The organism is Streptomyces sp. cg35 (genome assembly GCF_050410835.1).
Lineage (GTDB): Bacteria > Actinomycetota > Actinomycetes > Streptomycetales > Streptomycetaceae > Streptomyces.
Genome location: NZ_CP191268.1, coordinates 3,022,798 through 3,042,357 on the forward strand (window position 1 = coordinate 3,022,798; position 19,560 = coordinate 3,042,357).

Annotated in this window: 16 protein-coding genes; 3 read left to right on the forward strand and 13 right to left on the reverse strand. The window is 73.3% G+C overall.

Features of this window, described 5'->3' with window-relative positions; translation table 11 throughout:
* Nucleotides 1–68: 68 nt before the first annotated feature.
* From ACQUQD_RS13760 to ACQUQD_RS13815, 12 genes are all read right to left on the reverse strand, one after another.
* Complete coding sequence (locus ACQUQD_RS13760; protein ID WP_428952347.1) at nt 69–1,925, reverse strand: hypothetical protein; 1,857 nt, start codon at nt 1,923–1,925, stop codon at nt 69–71.
* Between the two features lie 9 nt (nt 1,926–1,934).
* A complete protein-coding gene (locus tag ACQUQD_RS13765; RefSeq protein ID WP_428952348.1) occupies nt 1,935–2,840 on the reverse strand; it encodes an AAA family ATPase in 906 nt (301 codons plus the stop codon).
* On the reverse strand, nt 2,837–3,199 hold the full coding sequence (locus ACQUQD_RS13770; protein WP_428952349.1) for a CU044_2847 family protein: 363 nt from the start codon (nt 3,197–3,199) through the stop codon (nt 2,837–2,839). The genes ACQUQD_RS13765 and ACQUQD_RS13770 overlap by 4 nt, the downstream gene beginning before the upstream one ends.
* 31 nt (nt 3,200–3,230) lie before the next feature.
* A complete protein-coding gene (locus ACQUQD_RS13775) occupies nt 3,231–4,436 on the reverse strand; it encodes an FxsB family cyclophane-forming radical SAM/SPASM peptide maturase (RefSeq protein WP_428952350.1) in 1,206 nt (401 codons plus the stop codon).
* Nucleotides 4,433–4,705, reverse strand: a complete 273-nt coding sequence (locus ACQUQD_RS13780) for a YxD-tail cyclophane-containing RiPP peptide (RefSeq protein WP_428952351.1) — start codon at nt 4,703–4,705, stop codon at nt 4,433–4,435. Before ACQUQD_RS13780 ends, ACQUQD_RS13775 begins: the two co-directional genes overlap by 4 nt.
* A gap of 30 nt (nt 4,706–4,735) precedes the next feature.
* The gene (fxsT, locus tag ACQUQD_RS13785; RefSeq protein WP_428952352.1) at nt 4,736–7,696 is read right to left on the reverse strand and encodes an FxSxx-COOH system tetratricopeptide repeat protein; all 2,961 of its coding nucleotides are present in this window, start codon (nt 7,694–7,696) and stop codon (nt 4,736–4,738) included.
* Between the two features lie 127 nt (nt 7,697–7,823).
* Nucleotides 7,824–9,074: an FxsB family cyclophane-forming radical SAM/SPASM peptide maturase gene (locus tag ACQUQD_RS13790; RefSeq protein ID WP_428957550.1), complete on the reverse strand. Its 1,251-nt coding sequence runs from the start codon at nt 9,072–9,074 to the stop codon at nt 7,824–7,826.
* A gap of 34 nt (nt 9,075–9,108) precedes the next feature.
* Nucleotides 9,109–9,288 carry a YxD-tail cyclophane-containing RiPP peptide gene (locus tag ACQUQD_RS13795; RefSeq protein ID WP_428952353.1) on the reverse strand — a complete coding sequence of 60 codons (180 nt, stop codon included), beginning with the start codon at nt 9,286–9,288 and terminating at the stop codon, nt 9,109–9,111.
* 67 nt (nt 9,289–9,355) lie between these two features.
* Nucleotides 9,356–12,613, reverse strand: coding sequence for an SAV_2336 N-terminal domain-related protein (locus ACQUQD_RS13800; protein WP_428952354.1), 3,258 nt, complete (start codon nt 12,611–12,613; stop codon nt 9,356–9,358).
* A 5-nt stretch (nt 12,614–12,618) separates the two neighbouring features.
* Nucleotides 12,619–13,635, reverse strand: coding sequence for an AAA family ATPase (locus ACQUQD_RS13805; RefSeq protein ID WP_428952355.1), 1,017 nt, complete (start codon nt 13,633–13,635; stop codon nt 12,619–12,621).
* A gap of 121 nt (nt 13,636–13,756) precedes the next feature.
* Complete coding sequence (locus tag ACQUQD_RS13810) at nt 13,757–15,886, reverse strand: trypsin-like peptidase domain-containing protein (RefSeq protein ID WP_428952356.1); 2,130 nt, start codon at nt 15,884–15,886, stop codon at nt 13,757–13,759.
* Nucleotides 15,886–16,284: a CU044_2847 family protein gene (locus ACQUQD_RS13815; RefSeq protein ID WP_428952357.1), complete on the reverse strand. Its 399-nt coding sequence runs from the start codon at nt 16,282–16,284 to the stop codon at nt 15,886–15,888. The genes ACQUQD_RS13810 and ACQUQD_RS13815 overlap by 1 nt, the downstream gene beginning before the upstream one ends.
* Before the next feature lie 169 nt (nt 16,285–16,453).
* Between ACQUQD_RS13815 and ACQUQD_RS13820 the strand changes: the two genes are divergently transcribed.
* Complete coding sequence (locus ACQUQD_RS13820; RefSeq protein WP_003961784.1) at nt 16,454–16,636, forward strand: DUF6104 family protein; 183 nt, start codon at nt 16,454–16,456, stop codon at nt 16,634–16,636.
* 12 nt (nt 16,637–16,648) lie between these two features.
* On the opposite strand, the gene ACQUQD_RS13825 is transcribed toward ACQUQD_RS13820, so the two are convergent.
* Nucleotides 16,649–17,473 (reverse strand): hypothetical protein, encoded by an 825-nt coding sequence (locus ACQUQD_RS13825; protein WP_428952358.1) that lies wholly within the window; start codon nt 17,471–17,473, stop codon nt 16,649–16,651.
* 168 nt (nt 17,474–17,641) lie between these two features.
* Here ACQUQD_RS13825 and ACQUQD_RS13830 point away from each other — a divergent pair, with 168 nt between their 5' ends.
* Together ACQUQD_RS13830 and ACQUQD_RS13835 are read left to right on the forward strand one after the other, a co-directional pair.
* The gene (locus ACQUQD_RS13830; protein WP_428952359.1) at nt 17,642–18,517 is read left to right on the forward strand and encodes a DUF4097 family beta strand repeat-containing protein; all 876 of its coding nucleotides are present in this window, start codon (nt 17,642–17,644) and stop codon (nt 18,515–18,517) included.
* A gap of 1 nt (nt 18,518) precedes the next feature.
* Nucleotides 18,519–19,550, forward strand: coding sequence for a helix-turn-helix transcriptional regulator (locus ACQUQD_RS13835; protein WP_428952360.1), 1,032 nt, complete (start codon nt 18,519–18,521; stop codon nt 19,548–19,550).
* Nucleotides 19,551–19,560 lie beyond the last annotated feature (10 nt).

The following is a 19,560-nucleotide window of genomic DNA, read 5'->3' on the forward strand; positions in this document are numbered from 1 at the left end:
GACGGCGTCTTCCGCCGCCCGGTCCCAGGCCCTCGGCCCCGGCGAACCAGTGGCCGGAGGAGCGTTCGTCAGTGTTCGACATCGCCGGTCACCAGCTCTTCCCTGCCCGCCACGACCTCGCCGCCCAACGCCTGTGCCAAGGCGAAGGGCAGGTCTCCGTACGGTCGCACCACGGGGTCGACGACGACGGTACGCAGGCGCATCCGGTCCAGGGCACCGATCTGCCGCGCGACGGTGAGGGCGTCGTCCACCCCTGTCCTGCCGACGGGCCCTGCCACTCGGTCGGCGCCGCTCGCGGACATCGGCACGTTGCCGCGCCCGTCCGTGACCACGACGAGCCAGGCCTCGGCGAGCCCGGACCGCTGGTGCTGGAAGGATCGCCGCAGCAGCTGCTGGACGAGCAGCAGGCCGTGGGCCAGGGGTGTGCCGCGTCCGGCGGTCCGGCTCAGGGCCGTCGACACTCTCGGATCGAGCACGTTGCGGGTGGTGAACGCCTCGGCTCTGAGCTCCGAAACGGCCTCTTCATGGCCGAGTTCGACGACGCCCAGGGAGGCCCGGCCGGCGTAGGCCCACTGGAGGTAGGGCGCGAGGGTGCTTTCCCAGGCCCACCCCTTGCGGCAGGTGTGGTCCAGCAGGAGTGCCAGCATCAGTTCCGGCTCGGGCGAGCGGGCGTACGAGCGCAGGTCCGCGGGGGTCACGACGAGGTGGCCCGGCGGTGTCCCCTCGTCGGACGGCCGCCGCTCCGGCAGCTGCCGATATTTGGCCGCCTCCATCGCCGTGGGGATGAAGGCCAGGTCACGCAGCCCGGTGGCCCGCCGCACGCCGACGACGGGGCCGCGTGCGGGCGCCGTGCCGGGGTGCCGGCGCGGCGGCACCCTCAGGGAGTCGGGCGCGCGCAGCGGGTCGGGCTCGTCCTCCGGATGCCCCGACGGCTGCCCTTCGTCGTCCAGTTCGAACGCGGTCAGGGGTTCCGCGGGCTCGGGCGGCACCGCTGCCACCTCTTGTCCGTGGGACGTCGCAGGGGGCCGCCCGGTCGCGGGCGAGGGGGTCTGCCGTCGTGCCGGGCGGTCGCTCTCCGGCTCGTCCCGCTCGGGCGGGCGCCGAGCCGGCGCCGTGAGCAGGCCCAGCAGCCGCGCCGCCGCGTCCATGTGGGCGGCGTCCGCCGCTTCGGCGCCGTCGAGCGCGGCGAGAGCTCGCCCGGTCCGGGCCAGGGCAAGGGCCCGCCGGTTGCCGACGGCGGCATCGACCAGGTCCGTCACTCGCCGGACGGCCTCTTCGGTCAGCCCGGGGCGAGTGGCCTCGGAACGGGTGAGGATCTCCGTCCACCGGTGCGGCACGGGGAGGCTCGTGGCATCGGGGCGGTCGTCGCCCCGTGCCGACGCGAACCGGCGCGCGGGGTCCGGAGCCGACGACAGGTCCGCGGCGTCGATCCGGATCGGGAAGCGGTCCAGCAGATGCGGCGATATACGGCCCGCCTCATCGCGCCGGCACGCGGCGATCCAGCGCGCGCGGGGCTGCCATCGGTGGGTGTGTCCGTACCGCTCGACGTGGGCGCTGGCCGCACCGAGTACCTGGATCGCGGCCCGGGTGCCCGCCAGGCTCAGCCGCGTCAAGTCGGGGACGAGCACCAGCCGGCGCGCGGCATCCGGCAGGTCGACGAGCGGTCCCGGCCGGGTGGACACACCGACGGACCCGTTCTCGACCCGCAGTTCGACGTTCAGCCACAGCTCGTCCTCCCGGGTCGACGCGCCCAGCGCGACGGTGCGTGGTGGCTGTCCGTCGGCCAGCGCGAGCAGTTCGGCGGCCCGGCGCGCAGCCTCGGCGAACACCTGCGGTTCCGCGTCGAAGAGGAGCACCCCGTCGAGCTCGCGGTCCAGCGCCGCGCACGCCAGAGCGCGCAGCAGCCTTTCCTCCCTCTCCCCCACGCCGCCCCCTCAGGCGAAGAGCCGGTGCAGGTCGGCCAGTTCGCCACCGGACCACTCGACGGACCCGCCGTGCACGGCGTCGGGACGTCTGTGCCGCAGGGCGAGCGGGGCGACGGTGCGTACGTGTCCTGGCTCCACGCGGGGCGCGCCCTCCAGCGCGGCGAGGGCACGGGCAGCGAACATGGTGGTGACCTCGCCCCGGTGTCCGACAGCCTTGACAGCAGCCGCGACGTCGGCGCACAGATCGAGGATGCTCTCGGGTACGTCCACGTCGTGGTAGGCCTCCTTGGCCTGCCGCAGCGCCCGGCGCTTGGCCTCGTCCCGCTCCGGGCTCGGGTCGCCGTTCGACAGATTGGCCCGGATCACGGCCCGCCGCTGCTCGACGTCGAGGTCACCGGATGTTCCCGCCAGCAGGCCGAACCGGTCGAGCAGTTGGGGGCGCAGGCCGCCCTCCTCGGGGTTCATCGACCCGACCAGGCAGAGGTCGATGTTCTTCTCCCGGTCCAGGGCCTCCCGCTGGACGGTGAGGACACCGGTCGAGGCGACGTCGAGGATGATGTTGACGATGTGATCGTCCAGGAGGTTGACCTCGTCGATGTAGAGCAGACCGCGGTCGCTCGCCTGCTCCAGGAGCCCGCGCTGCTCCCGCGCCTCGCCTCGCATCAACGCCCCGAGGTCCCAGCCGCCGAGGACCCGGTCGTCCGTGGCGTTGATCGGCAGCGTCACCGGGAGGTCGCCGTGCGCCATCAGGTAGAACGCGCGGATGACGGTCGACTTGGCCGTGCCGCGCGGCCCGCTGATCAGGACCCCGCCGATGCGCGGCTCGATGTGGTTCAGCTCCAGGGCGAGTTTGGACTCCTCCTGGCCGACGACGGAACTGTAGGGAAGGACGGACGGGCGCTCGCGTCCGCTCATGCCTCGCCACCCGGCTTCCATCGGAAGGTGACCTGGAGCTGGGCCTCCGCACCGGACTTGGCCAGCACCGCGCCCAGCGTCGCGTCGAGTTTGATGGCGAGCTGGAGCTCGACCTCGTCGGGCCTGACGCCCTGCCCCAGCTCGGCCAGCTTGGTGGCCGCCTGCGCGGCGCAGCGCCGGGCCAGGTCCAGTCCCTCGTCGTAGACGTCGTGCGCTATCTCCATGACCCGCGCCGCGGGATTTCCCCGGGTGAGCCCGCCGTACACGCTGTCGAGCCCGTCCTCAGGCGTCACTTCGTCGACTTCTATGTACAGGGGCGTCTCCCGGCCGTTCGCGCCGGCCACTGTCACGATCGTCATTCCACGATGATGACGTTCCCTCAAATACATTTCAATCAAGGGGATTTGGCCGAACTCCGTTGTCGAGTCGACGCGCGATGTGCCGAATGAGCCGCTCCAGGTCGGCGCAGTACACGGAAGGATTCCGGAACCCCGCCCCCTTCCGGTACCGGTGTGCGTAGTTGCCGCCGCCGCACACGGAGACCACGGGACAGTCGACGCACTGCGCCGCGAGGGCGTCGGCGCCCAACTGCCGTGCCACCACGCCGGGGTGCTCCAGTGCCTCGTCGAAGGAGTTCCGGAAGACGTCGAGTCCGGTGGCGGGCGCACCCTCGTAGGCGGACTTGAGGGAATCCACCTGCTCGATGGCCCCGTCCGTGTCGACGACGACGGCCGTGACCGGCGAGGTGCCGACCGCCTCGATCGCACTGGCCACGCCGAGCAGCAGTCCGACGATCTCGGTGAACAGCCGGACCCGGGTCACCGGCCGGCCCGCGTCGAACCAGGCGTCGAAGACCCGGATGAGCCAGTCAGCGTATGGAGTGGCCGACCCGTTCCCTGCGGGCGGAGCGGACCAGTTGGCGTGCGGCAGCAGGAAGTCGAGCGAGGGAGGGCTCAGCCCCGCCAGGGAGCGGTAGACGGCCAGCGGGTCGGACTCCAGGTCGATCGTGCAGAGAATTCCCAGGTACGTACCCGGGTGCCGGCTCAGCAGCCGCACTCCCCTGAGCATGGCCGGCCAGGCGGAGCGGCCCTGCCTCCCGACCCGGCGCGCGTTGAGCGACGCGGTCCCGCCGTCGAGGCTGATGCCGATGCCGATGCCCTCGGCCGCGAGATCGGTGACCGTGCGCTCGGTGAGCAGGGTCCCGTTGGTCTGGACGGTAGGGCGGACCTCGCAGGGATGCTCGCAGCGTGCGTCAAGGGCCTCCCGCACGGCGTTGACGTAGGCGATGAGGGGTGCGGCACCGGCCAGCAGCGGTTCTCCGCCGTGCAGGTTGACATGCACGACGGGCAGCCGGTGCCGGGCGGCGTGCTCGGCGATGCGTACGGCGGCCTTCGCCATCACGTCCCGGCCCACCCTGGACGGCCGCTCACGCCAGCTCTCGTCGGCTCCCTCGTACACATAGCAGTACGCACAGGCGAGGTTGCAGCGGCTGTGCATCTTCAGCACGAACTGCCGGAAGGGCACCGCCGCACGGCCCGCCCGACGCAACCCACCCACGTCGAGGGTCTCGAGGGGCCAGCGCGCCGGTCCGCTCACCAGGCGATTCCCGGTGAGTCGTCGTAGAACGCGACGGTGTCCTCCCCGCCCGCGGACCGGGCCAGCAGAACCGCGGCCACATCGGCCAGCACGGGGTGCGCCCGGCCCTGGGCCAGCAGGTGCAGGTCCACGTCGGCGAAGTCGGGCAGCGGCTCCGGCGCGTGGCGGGCATGCGGAGTCGTCGACGGTTGATCAGTAACCGGCACCGGCCCCACCTCTGTGACGTCCTCGCGCAGACCGCTCGTTCCGCAGAGCGGCGACGGTGCCATGCTACGCCCGCGTGCGGGCCGCCATTCCGATCAGACCGGCTGGGGTTCGAAGTCCCAGTAGGGGCGGAAGCGGCGGCGGATGCTGACGGTGTGCGGGTGCTGGTCGCCGAGAGTCTCGGCGAGCGCCCGGATGACTTCCTGTTCCTTCTCCCCCGCCTCCTTGCCGCGGCGCAACAGGCGCAGGTCCGTGGCGTAGGCAGCCCCGGCGGAGAGCGTGAGCGGGTGGCGTGCGCCGAGCACCTCCGCGGCCTTCTCCATGGTGGCGAGACTGAGCTCCTCCGCACCTTCCACGTCGCCCGCGAGGGCACGGGCTCCCGAGGTGTTGAGAGCACAGCCGAGCGTCCACGGGTGCCGGTCCCCGACAGCAGCACGCATCCGGGCCAGGGCCCGCTCCGAGGTGCGCAGGGACTCGTCGCGGTCGTCGAACTCGGCCTGGACGAGGGCGAGGTTACCGAGGACACCGGCGGAGAACGGGTGGCCGTCACCCAGCAGGGAAGCGTGCCCGGCCGCGGCGCGCTCGGCCAGTTCCCTCGCCCGGCCGGGGTCGCCGTGGGAGCGCTGCAGGGTCGCGTAGTCGGCGAGCACGGCGAGGGTGTCCGGGTGGCCGGGACCGTGGACCTGCTCGGAGCGGGTGAGCACGGTCTGCATCAGGACGTCGGACTGCTGGTATTCGCCGGAACGACGCAGGCAGAGCGCGAGGTTGTGTTCGGCACGCAAGGTCTGCGGGTGGTGGAGATCCATGATCTGACGGTGAACGCGTACGTTCTGCTCCTGGCGCGAGAGCGCCTCCGCGTATCGGCCGAGCCAACGCATGAGGCTGGAGCAGATGGTGCCGCTCTCCAGTGTGGCGGGGTGGCGCAGCTTGAGCACCCGCTCCCTGGCCTGCAACACGGCGAGTTCGATGGCCAAGGCCTCTTCGTACTGACCCATTTGGGCCAGCACGGAACCATAGTTGTGGTTCTGGTCGAGGGTTCGCGGATGCTGCTCGCCCAGCAGCCCGCGGTATGCCTCTCCCACCTCCCTGAAGAGGTCGCGGGCCTCTTCGTAGGCGGCGAGCGCCCACAGCGATCCGCCCAGCCCTTGCTTGGCGAGCAGGAGTTCGCCGCTGTCCGGCGCGTGCTCCTCAAGCAGGGCCACCGAGTTGCGGCCCGCGGCCTCGGCCTCGCGGTAGCGACCGATTCGACGGAGCATGATCGCGTGGTAATAGTCGAGCAGCAGCAAGTTGCGGTCGATGGGCTGGAAGCGCTGCTGCCAACGGGGCAGAGCCTTCTGGATCAGTTCGAGACCGGCCGAGTACTCACCCCGTACGCGCAGATAGTTGATGCAGTCCAGGACGAGACCCTGGACGTCCGGGTCGGCGCTGTCGAACACCCCCGCGTGGTCCAGGTGCGGGATGATCTGGGCGTAACGCTCCCACAGGCGAGTGTCGTTGGGGTTGCGCGGCGAGGCGCTGACCAGGACTCGGCAGGCCGCCGCGGCGGCCTGCTCGCGCTCCGCCTCGGGCATGCCCGTGCGCAGATAGCTGTGGTACAGGTGGTGCATCTGGACGGTCTCGACACCCTGGTCGATCCGGGTGTCGGCGACCGGATAGTCCATGCGCATCACGGCGGTCGCCTCGTTCAGGCGGCGCAGGTTGGTGTGCCAGCCGATCGGATCGGCGGTGAGGGCCTCCAGGTGCGGCGGCAGGTCGCCGGGCCTGGCGGACTGGATGAGGCCGACGGGGATCGCGTCGGGCGAGAAGAAGCCGAAGATCTTCAGGAGTTCGGAGGCGTCGGGGTGCTTCTCGCGCAGCATGTTCTGCGTGAGCGACCAGCTGGTCCACACGCTCTTCTTGTAGTCGTCGTCGATGATGCTAAGCCCGAACTCGTTGGGCCGACCGCTGCGGATGCTCTCGATGTACGTCTCGATGGGCATGGTCTCGTTGATGGCGAGCCAGGCGGCGGTCTGGTTGACCAGGAGCGGCAGGTCCTGCACGGCCTCGGCGAGCGCGTCCGCCTGCACGGGGCTGAGCCGGGGCGCGCGTCGGCAGGCGAAGGCAACGCTCTCCCGCCGGGTGAAGGGATGGACCTCGATCTCCTGCGTGCGGCTGAACGCGGCCCAGTCCCGGGTGAGGGTGGTGATCAATACATGGCCGGGACCGTCGGGCAGCAGCGCCTCGATGCCGTCGACATTGTCGGCGCCGTCGAAGATCAGCAGCCAGTTGCGGTAGGGGCGGCCGCTGCGCAGGGTTCCCTGTACGGCACGGATCCGGTCACCGGTCTCGCGGCCCGCGGGCAGGTCGAGCCGGGTGGCGAGTTCAGCGAGTTGCTCACGGGCGGTGCCCGGGTAGCCGGAGTTGACCTGCCAGACGATGTCGTACTCGTTGCGGAAGCGGTACGCGTATTCGCGGGCGATCTGCGTCTTTCCGACACCGGAAATACCCCGCAGCACGCAGCGCTCGCCCTCGGCGCTGTCCGCGAAGACGTTATGGATCCGCTCCAGGATCTCGTCGCGGCCGGTGAAGCGCTCGTTGCGTGGCGGTACGTTCCACTGCACCTGATCGTCGTTCGGGAAGCGGGGTCCTCCGTCGCCCTCCTCGGCGGGACGTGGCCGTTCGACGCCGATCCGGCGAAGGAGCCGGCGACTCGCCTCCCGTGCGTCGAGACCGAGCAGGCTGACGGGCGCGAGCGCTGCCGCCGCGGCGGGCAGTGCGCCCGCGGCGATGTTGACCGCGAGGAACCGGTCGCCGTGCTCGGACATCACCTCGCGCAGAGCTTCCGCCCACTCCGTCATCGGGCGTGGACCGAGGCCGAAGTACCAGTCGTCAAGGACAAGCAGAATGCGTCCCGGCGCGTCGAGCAGACCGGTCAGTGCGTCGACGAGGGAGGTCTCCACCGCTGGGTCCCAGCGCAGCATCGCGGTGCCGATTCCCTGCCGCTCCAGCTGGTGCGAGACCCAGGCCGCCCAAGGACGGCTGGAGCCCGCGTGACTGATGGTGATGAACTCGGCCATGCGACCGTCTCCCTGTCCTGCGAACGATGGGCGTGCGTAGTGGAACGTGGGCTGCTGGAACGGTAGTTCATGCCCACCCCGCAAATCTGACTAAGCGTCGGGCATCATCCGTATTCGGCCGGGTGGCCTACGGCGACGTGCCGATCTCGGTGCTGAGGCGGTCGGAGACATGGCGTATCAGGCGGGCCATGTCGGCGCAGTAGACCGTGGGATGGCGGAACCCGCTGAGGGCAAGGTAGCGGTGGGCGTAGTTGCCGCCGCCGCACACCGCGACGAGCGGACATTCGCGGCATGCCGGTCCGAGGGCGTCGCGGCCCAGGTGGCGGGCGGCTATGCCCGGGTGGTCGAGAGCTTCGTCGAAGCTGTTGCGGCGAACGTCGAGACCGGTTGCGGGCGCGCCTTCGTAAGCCGTCTTGAGCGAGTCGACCTGCTCGATGGCGCCGTCGGTGTCGATGACGACCGTGGCCACGGGTGAGAGGCCGACTGCCTCGGTCACGCTGGGGCGGCCGAGGAGCAGTGCGATGATCTCCGAGAACAGCCGGATCCGTACCGAAGGGCGGCTCCGCCGCGCCCACCACAGGTCGAAGGCCTCGGCCAGCCAGTCCCCGTAGGGGGTGGGGCGGTCGTGCGGCAGCCGCAGCATGCCGGGATCCGCCGGGGCGACGCCGGGCGGCGGAGTGCTCCAGTTGGCGTGCGGGAGCAGCAGGTCCAGGGCGGGCGGGTGCAGCTCGAAGAGTGAGCTCACCACATCCGTCGCGTCGTTGGAGAGATCGATGGTGCACAGAATGCCCGCGTACGCGCCCGGGTGACGGGCCAGGAGCCGGGCCGCCCGGGCCACCGCGGGCCAGGCAGGACGGCCCCCGTGGTCGGTCCGCAGGAGGTTGTGCCGGGCGCTCCCGCCATCGAGACTCAGGCCGACGCGGATACCGGCGGCGGTGAGGTCGGTCAGGGCCCGCGTGGTCAGCAGAGTGCCGTTGGTCTGCAGTCCGAAGTCGACCGCGCAGTTGGCGGGCAACGCCTCGCGCAGCGTCGTGACATGGCGCAGCAAGGGTCCGGCGCCGCCGAGCAGGGGCTCCCCGCCGTGCAGGTCGACCCGTACGGAGGTGAGCCGGTGGGTACGGACGTGCTCGGCGATCCGGGCGGCCGTGTCCCGCACGGTGGCACCGGTGACCTGCGTGGGTCGCTCCCGCCAGGTGCTGTCCGCGCCCTCGTAGATGTAGCAGTACGAGCAGGCGAGGTTGCACCGGCTGCGCACCTTGAGCACGAACTGCCTGAACGGCACCGGCCGCACACCCGACCTGCGCAGCCCCGGCACGTCCAGGTCGCGCAGCGGCCAGGTGGCGAGGGCACTCGACGCCCCTGGCGCCGTGCGGTCCAACTCCACGCCTCTCCCCCCGTCGCGTGGGTTTCGCTCAGTCCGGCCCGTCGCTGAACATGGCCACCGTTCGCCCCGCCGGGCGCGGCCGCTCCAGAAGTCCGTCCAGTACCGCGCCGAGCACCGGGTGACCGCTCCGGTCCCGCAGCTCCGCCAGATCCAGCCCGGAAAAGTCGGGGAGCGGCTCGATGGGATCGCTCGCGGCCGGGGTCTGCACATCGCCTCCTCGGGACAATCAACTCACCGGGCATGCCCTCTCGCCCCGGCCCGGAAACACGTACGAGTCACTCCGTGCCGTCGAGCCGCCGGATCCGGTCATCCGTGAGGCGCGTCTCGGCCGGGTCCGCGGCGCGGGTGCGTGTCCAGCGCTCCTTGGCCGCGCGGTACATCTCCAGGGCCCGGGCCGGGCCGGCGAGATACTCCAGGACCTCGCCGCGTCCGTGCAGTGCCCGCGCCGCGGTCCGCGGGTCGCGTGCCTCGTCGGCCTCCTGCGCGGCCCGCGCGAACGCCTCGTCGGAGCGGACCCATTCCTCGCGCTCCTGGGTGCGCTGGGCCAGCAGGCGGTGCAGTACGCCGAGTTCGAGGCAGACGGCGGCGCGCGGGGCGGCGCCTTCGGTGTCCCTCAGTGCCTGGTCCAGGGTCCAGCACGCCTCGTACAGGTCGGCGATCATGGACTCGGCGCGGTAGCGCCTGCGCAGGGCGCCGGCGAGGAGGAGCCGGCGGTCGATGGCGGAGGGGTGGCTGGGTGCGGTGTCGGCCACGGCCTCGCGCAGGCTGTGCACGGCCTCGGAAACCGTGTTCGTGTCGTCGGTCTCCTCGGGGTCCCGCTGCGACTCCAGCAGCATCTGACCGTAGGAGACGAGAAGTTCGGCTCGTTGTGGATCGCCCGGTCGCAACAGACTCAGTGCCCGTTTCATCTCCGCCTCGGCCGTCTCTAGTTCCGCTTGGTCACGTTTCCATAGCCATACGGAGAGCCTGCCCCGCGCCGCCGCCTCCAGTTGCGTGTCTCCTTCGGCCCGCGCCGCGTGGGCGGCCCGCTTCAAGGCTTCCCCCTCCGCCGGGGAACCGAACGGCTCTGCGCCGAGCGCGTGTGCCTCGGCGAGATCAAACAACGCACGCGCGGGGGGTACGCCGCTGCCGCTCGCGCCCCCTGTGCGCTGTACCCCGGACGCGAGGGCCGATGCGGCGCGCAGCGCGAGTTCCCGTTGTTCGGGGGTCGCGCCGGGGGCGAGTTCGGCGCGCCGGAGCAGGGCCCGGCCCAGGGCGTACCAGAGGTCGGCGGGCGGGTGCGCGGTGGGCCAGTGCCGGGTCAGGCGGTCGAGGAGGGCGATGGAGACGTCGAGGGGCGCGAGGTCGCCGGCGGGTGAGCGGTCCAGGCGGCGGTTGACCAGGGCGGTGAGCAGCACGGCGCATTCGAGTCGTGTGGTGGCGGTCGACCCGGGCTGTTCCAGCGCGAGTTCGAGCTGGCTCAGCGCTTCGTCGAACAGCAGCTCGCCGCGGGCCCGCTCCTCGGCGGCGTCCGGGGGCCGCCGCCGGGCCGCCGCGGCGATCCGGTCCTCGCCGTGCGCCCGCAGCACCTCGGCCAGCGTGAGGCGGGCGGCGCCGAGCGCCCCGGGGTCGGGCGCGGGCTGCCGGGCGAGGGTGTCGACCTCGCGCCGCGCCACGTCCTCGGCCTCGGCGAGCTGCCGCGGGTCCCGCCATTCCCGCCAGGCGTGCAGCAGGGCTCGCGCGTACAGGCGGTTCCCGTCCGGGTGCTCCGCGGCCTTCGGGGTGCGGAGCAGGCGCAGTGCCTCCAGGAGGTCGTCGGCGCCGCCCCCGTTCTCGTAGCGGCGCAGGCGCTTCTGGGCCGCGCGCAGGGGGTGGCCGGGGAGCCGGGGTGAGCCGGGCAGTTCGGCGAGGCTGCGTTCGAAGTGGCGCAGCACGAGGTCCGAGACCGTCGCGAAGGGTTCGGGGACGCTGTCGGTGCCGCCGGCGGGGCGGCGCCCGGTGCCTTCCAGGTAGGCGACGACGGCGGCCGGGTAGTTGCGGGCGCCGCGGCCGAAGGTCCGCTCGATGTACAGGGCGCAGTGCTTGAGGACGAGCGCCGCCTCGCCCGCGCTGAGCCGCTCCAGGAGCAGGGTGCGCACTTTCGGCTTGAAGTCGAACCAGGGGCCGGTGCGGCTCTCCTGCTCCTGGCCGGGGCCCGGTCCGGGGCCGGGCGGCCGTTCGGTGACGAGTCCGCCGAGCAGGATCTCGGCCAGTTCGCCGGGGCCGCTGCCGGGCTGCATCGTGCGCTGGACCAGCCGCATCACGGGCAGCGCGAGCGGCGCGGCGGAGAGCTGGACGGCGAGGTTGCGGGCGGTGGGCGAGGCGGTCTCGTCGAACTCCACGAGGAGCCGCTCGGCCTCGTCGTCGGCCGGGTCCGGGGGCAGTGGGGCCGGTTCGGCGGGGTGCGCGGCGGGGTCCAGGGGCGCCGCGGCGCCGCGCAGCCGCAGTCCGCCGTCGGCCGACACCAGGCGCGACCAGGTGCTGAGCGCGGCGGGGGTGGGCATCAGGACGGGGACGTGCAGGCCGGGCTGCGGCGGTCCCGGTTCGCTCCCCCGGCCGAGTCGGCTGAACTCCAGTGCACGGTACGGGCCTTGACGTCGTGTCAGTATGCCTGCCGTGGCCGGGAGTGCGGTCCGCTGCCAGAACCGGCGCGGCAGGGGCTGCAGCACGGCGAGCGGGGCGGTCGCCGCCCAGGCGCGCAGCAGCCGCTGGAACGTGCCGTCGCGCCACAGAGGCCCGGTGCAGTCGCTGAGCAGCAGGTGTACGCGCTGGCCCGAGGGGTCGGACACCTCCTGCGCGGGGCGCAGCACATGGCCGAGGCCGGGCTGCGCGGTGACGCCGAGGCCGGCGCCGAGCGGGTGCAGGTACTGCACGACGACGTCGCGGAACGCCCCGACCTGGACGCAGGCGCGGCGCAGTTCCTCCAGCAGGCCGTCCCACACCGCCATGGACGGGGCACCGTCCATCAGCAGCACCAGATCGGCGGTGCGGCGCCGTACGGGACGTCGTACCGGGCTCAACAGGCCGGTGGTGGCGGTGAGTTCGGCCGTGGCGATCTCGTCGAGCTCGCTGGGCGCGAACACTCCCGAGGGGCGGTACGCGCGCAGGGAGCGCAGCGAGCGCCGCAGCGCGGGGAGCGGGGGCAGGCCGGGGAGCACGGCGGCGCCGGGTCTGCGCTCGGACGTCGACGAGGGGGCGGGCACCTCGGCGGGCGCGGCCTCCCTGAGGTGGGCCGCGCCGGCCGGTGCGGTGCGCGGCTCCGTCGGCTGCGCCGGCCCGGGATTGGCCGGATCCGATCGGTGCGTACCGGGGTCGCGGTGCGGTTCCCGGGGTTCGGCGGCCGGCTGTCCGGTCGCCGGTGCCCCGTCGGGCCGGTGCCGCTGCGCGCTGTCGGGGCGGGTCCAGCGGGCCAGCCAGAGGGCGTCGGCGAGCTCCCGGCTGTCGAGGGGGGTGCCTGCTTCGTCGAGGGTGCGGACGAGCCGGGCGAGAGGGTCGGGGGCCTCCTGTCCGGGCACCGCCGTCACCGGGTCCGGTCGAGCGGGTGCATCAGTTCCGCGGCCAGCCGGGCGCGGGCCCCGCTGTCCTCGTCCCAGCCCGTCTGCCGTACCAGGTGGATCGCGTTGAGCAGCTGGTCGACCGCGAGGACGTCACCGGGGTCGCGGTCGAGGAACTGCTCGATGAGCGAGGCGTGTTCGTGGTCGGCGCCCTCGCCGAAGTGGGCGCGCACCATCCCGGCGAGCCGCTCGGCGTCCGGCGGCGTCATCTCCAGCTGGATGCAGCGCCGGCGCAGCGGTGCGGGGAAGTCCCGCTCGCCGTTGCTGGTCAGCACGATGAACGGGAAGGCGCGGCAGCGGATGCGGCCGTGCCGCACGGTCACCTTGGCTCCGTCGTCGGTCAGCACCTCGACCTCGGGGGCGACGTCGGCGATCCGCTCCAGCTCGGGGACGGTGAACTCGCCCTCCTCCAGCACGTTCAGCAGGTCGTTCGGCAGGTCTATGTCGCTCTTGTCCAGCTCGTCGACGAGGAGGACGCGCGGCCGGTCGTAGGCCAGCAGCGCGGTGCCGAGCGGGCCGAGCCGGATGTAGCGCCCGATGTCGGCGATGCCCGCGGCGGTGTCCTCGCCGAGCGCGGTGCGGATCTGGAGGTCCTGCAGGCGCCCGATGGCGTCGTACTGGTAGAGGCCGTCGCGCAGGGTGCTGCGGCTGACGACGGGCCAGGACAGGACGCGGCCCAGCTTCAGCTCGTACGCGACGGAGTGCGCGATGGTCGACTTGCCGCTGCCGGGCTGCCCGGTGACGAGCAGCGGTCTGCGCAGGTACAGGGCCGCGTTGACCAGCTCTCGCTCCTCGGCGCCGGGCCGGTGCATCTGGGCCTGGCGGCTGCGCACGCCGAGCCGGCGCACGGAGGCGCTGTCCAGCTCGCCGGGCGAGGGCAGCGCGGGCGCACCGTCGAAATCCCGCCAGGGCGGTGGTGGGGGGAGCCGCTGGATCTCGTCGTGCGGGGCTCCGGCGCCCCGGTAGATCAGCCACTCGCTCATGTCGGCCCCCTCCGCGACAGGCTGCCACGAAAATACCGGGGGCGCGGCCCCCTCTGGTCTGTTTCAAGTCGGCCCGGGGGTGCGGGTGTTGGACCGCGGGAGCGCCGGGCGCGCGACCCGCTCACGACTGTTTCCGGCCGGGTCGGGAGCCGGGCGGTTCGAGCGGTCTGCCCGCCGCCTGCGGGAGGGGGTGGTCGGGGCTGTCGTAGAAGAGGACCACCCCGCGCACCCACTCGTCGGTCTGCTCGCTGCGCAGCCGCCAGAGCCGGCCCGGCAGGGTGCGCACGGCGTCGCCCTCCCGGTCCAGGAGCCCTTCGACGCCGTCGTGGAAGGCGGTGCACCGGGTGCCGCAGCCGTCCGAGATCCGGTGCCCGTCCGCCCGCCACAGGGCGACCGGATAGCCCAGGCCCACGGCCCGCTGGACCGCGTCGTGGCCGGGTCCCTCGCCGACCTGCTGGCACAGCACGGGCACGGATCCGTGGGGCGCCCGCAGCAGGTCGGGGCGGCGCAGCGGCGCCGGTGCGGCGGCGGAGCGCAGCGGTACCAGGCGGGGCGCTCCGACCAGGCCGCGCCAGCGCTCCTGCCACCGCTCGGCGAGCGCCGCGGCGCTGTCCCGGTCGAGCACCTCGCCGCGCCGCTCGATGTCGCGCAGCACCACGGGCCGGTCGATCCCCATGGGGCTGCGCGGCGAGCTGGGGCGGGGGTCCTCCCGGATCTCCCACTCGGCGACGGTGGCGGCGAACTCGACGCCGGGCAGGGCGACTTCGAGCGGTACCGGGTCCTCCACGGGCCGGGCCGCGTCGGCCGCGGCCAGCACTTCGGCGAGCGCGTCCAGCGCCTCGGCCCTGGCCCGCTCGAAGGGGCGTCCCTCGGCGGGCGGCGGCACGGCCAGCTCCCAGCGCCCGTCGTCGTACCCCTTGAAGAGCGTCCAGGTGTACCGGCGGGTCTCCACCTCGCCCTCGTCGAGGTAGGCGGGCGGCGGCGCGTGGTCGAACTCCAGCAGGACGGCGCGGGGCCGGGGCCGCAGGCTGCCGAGCCCGGCCCGCTCCTTGGCGCCGAGCGCCTGTCCGCGCTGCATGACGGACTCGTACAGGTCGCGCGCGGCGGCCGCGGCTTCGGCGCCGGCCGCGTGGGCGGTGATCCATCCGGCCACGAGGGAGAGGTAGCGCAGGTGCACGGCGAGGTCGTCGCGGCCGCCGAAGCCGTGCAGCATGCCGTGGCCGTCGCGCCAGCTGACGGGTCCGACGGGGTGGCCGAGGGACCGGCCCAGGGCGTCCCTGGCGAGCTGCCGTACGACGGCGGGGGCGGTCGGTCCGGGCACGCCGGCCAGGCGGTGCAGCGCGTCGAGGCGGTCCAGGACGTCCCAGGTGCCGCGCCGCCGGGGCAGTTCGCGCTGTACGTCGATCCAGGTGGGTTCGCCGTCGCTGTGCTCGGGGTGCTGGCGCCGCCAGTGCCAGGAGTCGTGCCGCCGCATCAGCTCGTGGTACGGCTCGGGTCCGAGGTCCGGCGCGCCGTCCAGGTGCGCGTCGGGCGACAGTTCGCGCAGGGCGCTGACCGCGACCGCGAGCCCCGAACCCCCGTCCCGGAAGCGGGCTTTGACCACTCCGACGACCTCGCCGCGCTCCAGGTCGACGAGGGGTCCGCCGGAGGTGCCGGGCCGCATGTCGACGCTGAGCCCGAACTTGATGCGGGTGCCCTTCGTGCTGCCGTGTCCGCAGGTGAGCCGTTCGACGACGCAGTGCCCGCCGTCGCGGGACCTGGGCGCGAACCGGCCGATGATGCCGCCCCCGTCGTCGCGGGCGAACTCGCCCGGCGGCCGGTCGGTGAGCCAGACGCAGCGCTCGCGCTCCATCGGTTCGAGCAGGGCGATCAGGGCGAGGTCGGGTTCGATGCCCTCGACGGCGGACGCGAACGTCTCCCGGTCACCGGCGCCGCCGTTCCTCGGCACGGACCGGCGCGGTAGCGGCATGCAGTACGCGAGCCGTCCCGGCAACACCCTGCCGTCGACGTACACCCCGACATCCGGCTGCCCCGCGGCGGCGCCCGGCCGCCGCCGCCCGGTCCCGTCGACCAGCACATGGGCGCAGGTCAGCACCCAGCCCGGCGCCACGAAGAAGCCGCTGCCCCACAGATCGCGGGGCGGTGCGAGGAGGTCCCGGCCGCCGTGGTCCGCCGCGGCGGGCGGCGGGCCCATGCCGACGGTCGCCTGCTCGGCGAGGTGCCACAGCGGCTCCCGGTCGGGGGCCGGCATCAGGCCCCGGCCCGGTCGCCGCCTCCTTCGCCGGTGCCGCCGGGATCCGCACGGCGCCGGTCGTGCTGCCAGGTCAGGGTGATCGAGAGGTTCGCCTTGGCCTCGCCGTCGGCGAGGACGGCCACGGCCCGCCCGGGTTTGGCGCTGACCTCGATGCCGAAGGTCACCGCGGTCTCGTCGGGCGCGGCCGCGGCGGTGGCCGCGCGGACCGACCGGGCGACGCCCTCGACCGTCTCCTTCAGCCCCTCGACCTTGGTGGTCACCGTCTCCCAGACGCCGACGTCCTCGTACAGGTCGTCGTAATCGTCGGTGCCGTCGCCGGGTCCGTCGAGCCGCGAGGTTCTGACCCAGACCTCGGTGCCGTCCGGCAGCTGTATCGGCCTTATCCCGTCCCCCATGGCGCACTCCCCCGTCGCCGCGGCGCACCGCATCACGTACGCCTCACAGGCATTGATGATTCATCAGGCTAACCCGCACCGGCCGACGGGGCGAGAGTCTCCCGCGCTCTCCTATCCTGGCGGGGACAGAGCGGCCCAGAGCGGCATCCACCGGCACACGGAGCACCCCTTGTACTTCACCGACCGCGGCATCGAAGAACTGGAGAAGAGGCGCGGCGAGGAGGAGGTCACCTTCGAGTGGCTCGCCGAGCAGCTGCGGACGTTCGTCGACCTGAACCCGGACTTCGAGGTGCCGGTGGAACGGCTGGCGACGTGGCTGGCGCGTCTGGACGACGAGGACGAGGACGAGTAGCCGTCCGGGCCCTCAGGGGCGGGCGCGCATCCGGTCGTACGCGAATCCGAGCGCCCCGTGCACCAGCAGCAGCGCCGCCGCGGTGATCCAGCCCCCGCTGCGCCGCCGCAGGCCGTGCAGCGTGAGCGGCACCCCGGCCGCCAGCTGGGCGGCGGCGAGGCAGCGCGCCCTGGGGCCGCGCAGCCAGGGGCCGATGCTGGTGTTCTCGACGACGTCGAGCTCGGCGCGGACGGCGTCCCGCCATCCCGACCACTCGACGCTCTCCGCGTGCGGCTGCACCCGGGCGACCTCGCGCAGCCGGTCGGCCGGTTCGCCGGGGGTCAGGCCCGCGGGGAGCGTGAGCCCGGTGCGGGTGAGGACGGCGAGCAGGCCGAGCATGCGGGCCCGGGCGTCGGCCTCCGTGTCGGGCTCGGTGAGGGCGTCGAGGGACTGCATGTCGAGCACCGGGTCGAGGCCGAGGCGGGCGGCGAAGGTGCGCATGGCCTCGCCCTCGCCGGCCGGGGTGCCGTTCGCCAGCCATACGTAGCCGACGGGGCGGCGGAAGCCGGCGGCGAGGGTGAAGCCGCTGCGGTCGGCGTCCCACCACAGGGCGAGCACCGGCCAGGGCGCGCCGACGGCGAGGGCGCCGGCCCAGCCGCCGAGGACCCGGTCGACGGGTTCGCCGCCGCCGTCGGCCCCGGCGAGCCAGGGCTTCGACTCGGGCACGAGGACGCTCCACTCGGGTCCGGCCGGGGCGAGCAGCATCCGTTCGCGCAGCAGCTGGGCGGCGGGGCCGACAGCGGCGGGGTCGGCGCGGCACAGGAGCAGCGCGCCGGCGGGTTCAGGGGACGACGGCATGGCCCCACGCTAGGGCAATTTGCCCGCATCGGACCACAGATGTCCGCCCGCGCCGCCCGCGGGCGAGGCGGATCCCGCGGCGACCTGTCTTGCACTTTCCCCATCCGCGATATATCGTGTTTTGCAGAGGACGCGATATGGCGCGTTCACTCCGGAGGAGGTCGCACCATGCCCGAGTGGTCCGTCGCGGAGCCGCGGAAGCTCGCCTTCGACGAGCCGGTGACGGCCCTGCACGTACGCATCGTGAACGGAACGGTGAACGTGGTGGGCACGGACGAGAGTTCCGCCCGTCTGGAGGTCTCCGACGTCGAGGGGCCCCCGCTCATCGTGCGGCAGCGGGACGACACGCTCTCCGTGGCCTACGACGATCTGCCCTGGAAGGGCTTCCTCAAGTGGCTCGACCCCAAGGGGTGGCACCGCAGCGCGGTCGTCACGCTCGCCGTGCCCAGCGGCACCCGGGTCGAGGTGGGCGTGGTCGGCGCGGGCGCCGTCGTCTCCGGCATAGAGGGGCGTACGGAGGTGAAGGGCGTCACCGGCGACACGACCCTGGTGGGCGTCACGGGCCCGGTGCGCACCAGCACGGTCTCCGGCAGCGTCGAGGCCCAGGCGGTCACCGGTGACCTCCGGTTCAATTCGGTGTCCGGCGACCTGACCGTGGTCGAGGGCTCGGGGTCCTTCGTGAAGGCGGACACGGTCAGCGGCTCGATGATCGTGGACCTCGACCCGGCCGGACCGACGGACGTGAGCCTGGCGAGCGTCTCCGGCGAGATCGCCATCCGCATCCCGCACCCGGCGGACACGGAGGTCGAGGCGAACACGGCGAGCGGCGCGGTGTCCAACGCGTTCGACGGTCTGCGCGTGTCCGGCCAGTGGGGCGCGCACAAGATCACGGGCCGGCTCGGCGCGGGCACGGGCAGCCTGAAGGCGACGACGGTCTCCGGTTCGATCGCCCTGCTGCGCAGGCCGTCGGGTGAGGACGAGCCGTTCGACGCGGAGCCGCAGGACGACCCGAAGGACCAGCCCGCCGACAAGAAGGTGCTCTGACATGCCTCCCGTCTTCGCCCACGGCCGCCTGCGCCTGTACCTCCTCAAGCTCCTCGACGAGGCCCCGCGCCACGGCTATGAAGTGATCCGCCTGCTGGAAGAGCGCTTCCAGGGGCTGTACGCGCCCTCGGCGGGCACGGTCTACCCGCGTCTGGCCAAGCTGGAGTCCGAGGGCCTGGTCACGCACACCACGGAGGGCGGCCGGAAGGTCTACGCGATCACCGACGCGGGCCGCGCCGAGCTGGCCGACCGCAGCGGTGAGCTGGCCGATCTGGAGCTGGAGATCCGGGAGTCGGTCGCCGAGCTGGCCGCCGAGATCCGGGACGACGTGCGCGGCGCGGCGGGCGAGCTCCGCCGCGAGGTGCGGGCGGCCACCTCGGGGGCCGGCGGGGCCCGTTCCGGCTCCGGCCCCGACTTCGGGGACTTCAAGGACTTCGTGGACAAGGACTCCTGGCGCGCCGCCAAGGAGGAGCTGCGCCGCGCGAAGCAGGAGTGGAAGGAGCAGGCGCGGCGCGCGAAGGACGAGAGCCGCCGGGCCCGCGAGGAGGCGCAGCGGGCGCGCCGCCAGGCCAAGGAGGCCCAGGACCGGGTGCGGGTCCAGGCGCAGGAGGAGTTCCAGCGCGTGGCCAAGCAGGTCCAGGACCAGGTGCAGGACCACTTCGCGCGGGGTGACTGGCCGACGGGCGTGCGCGAGGGCCTGTCCGAACTGGCCAAGGAGTTCGGCGAGTTCGGCAAGTCCTTCGGCAAGGACCTCGGCAAGGACTCCGGCCGTACGCCCCCTGCGCCGCCCGGGCCCGAGTACCGCCCGGCATCCGACGAGGTGCCCGCCGAGTACGTCCCGTCCTGGGCGACGGCGGACTCCACCGGCGACCCGGCCCGCGACCTGGACCGTCTCCTGGACCGCTTCCGCGACGACATCCGCGACGCGGCCCGCGACCACGGCGTCTCCGAGGACCAGCTCCGGTCGGCCCGGCGCCATCTGTCGGAGGCGGCCGCGCGCATCGGGGCGGCACTGCGGGCGCCGAAGGCGTGAGCCGCGGGCG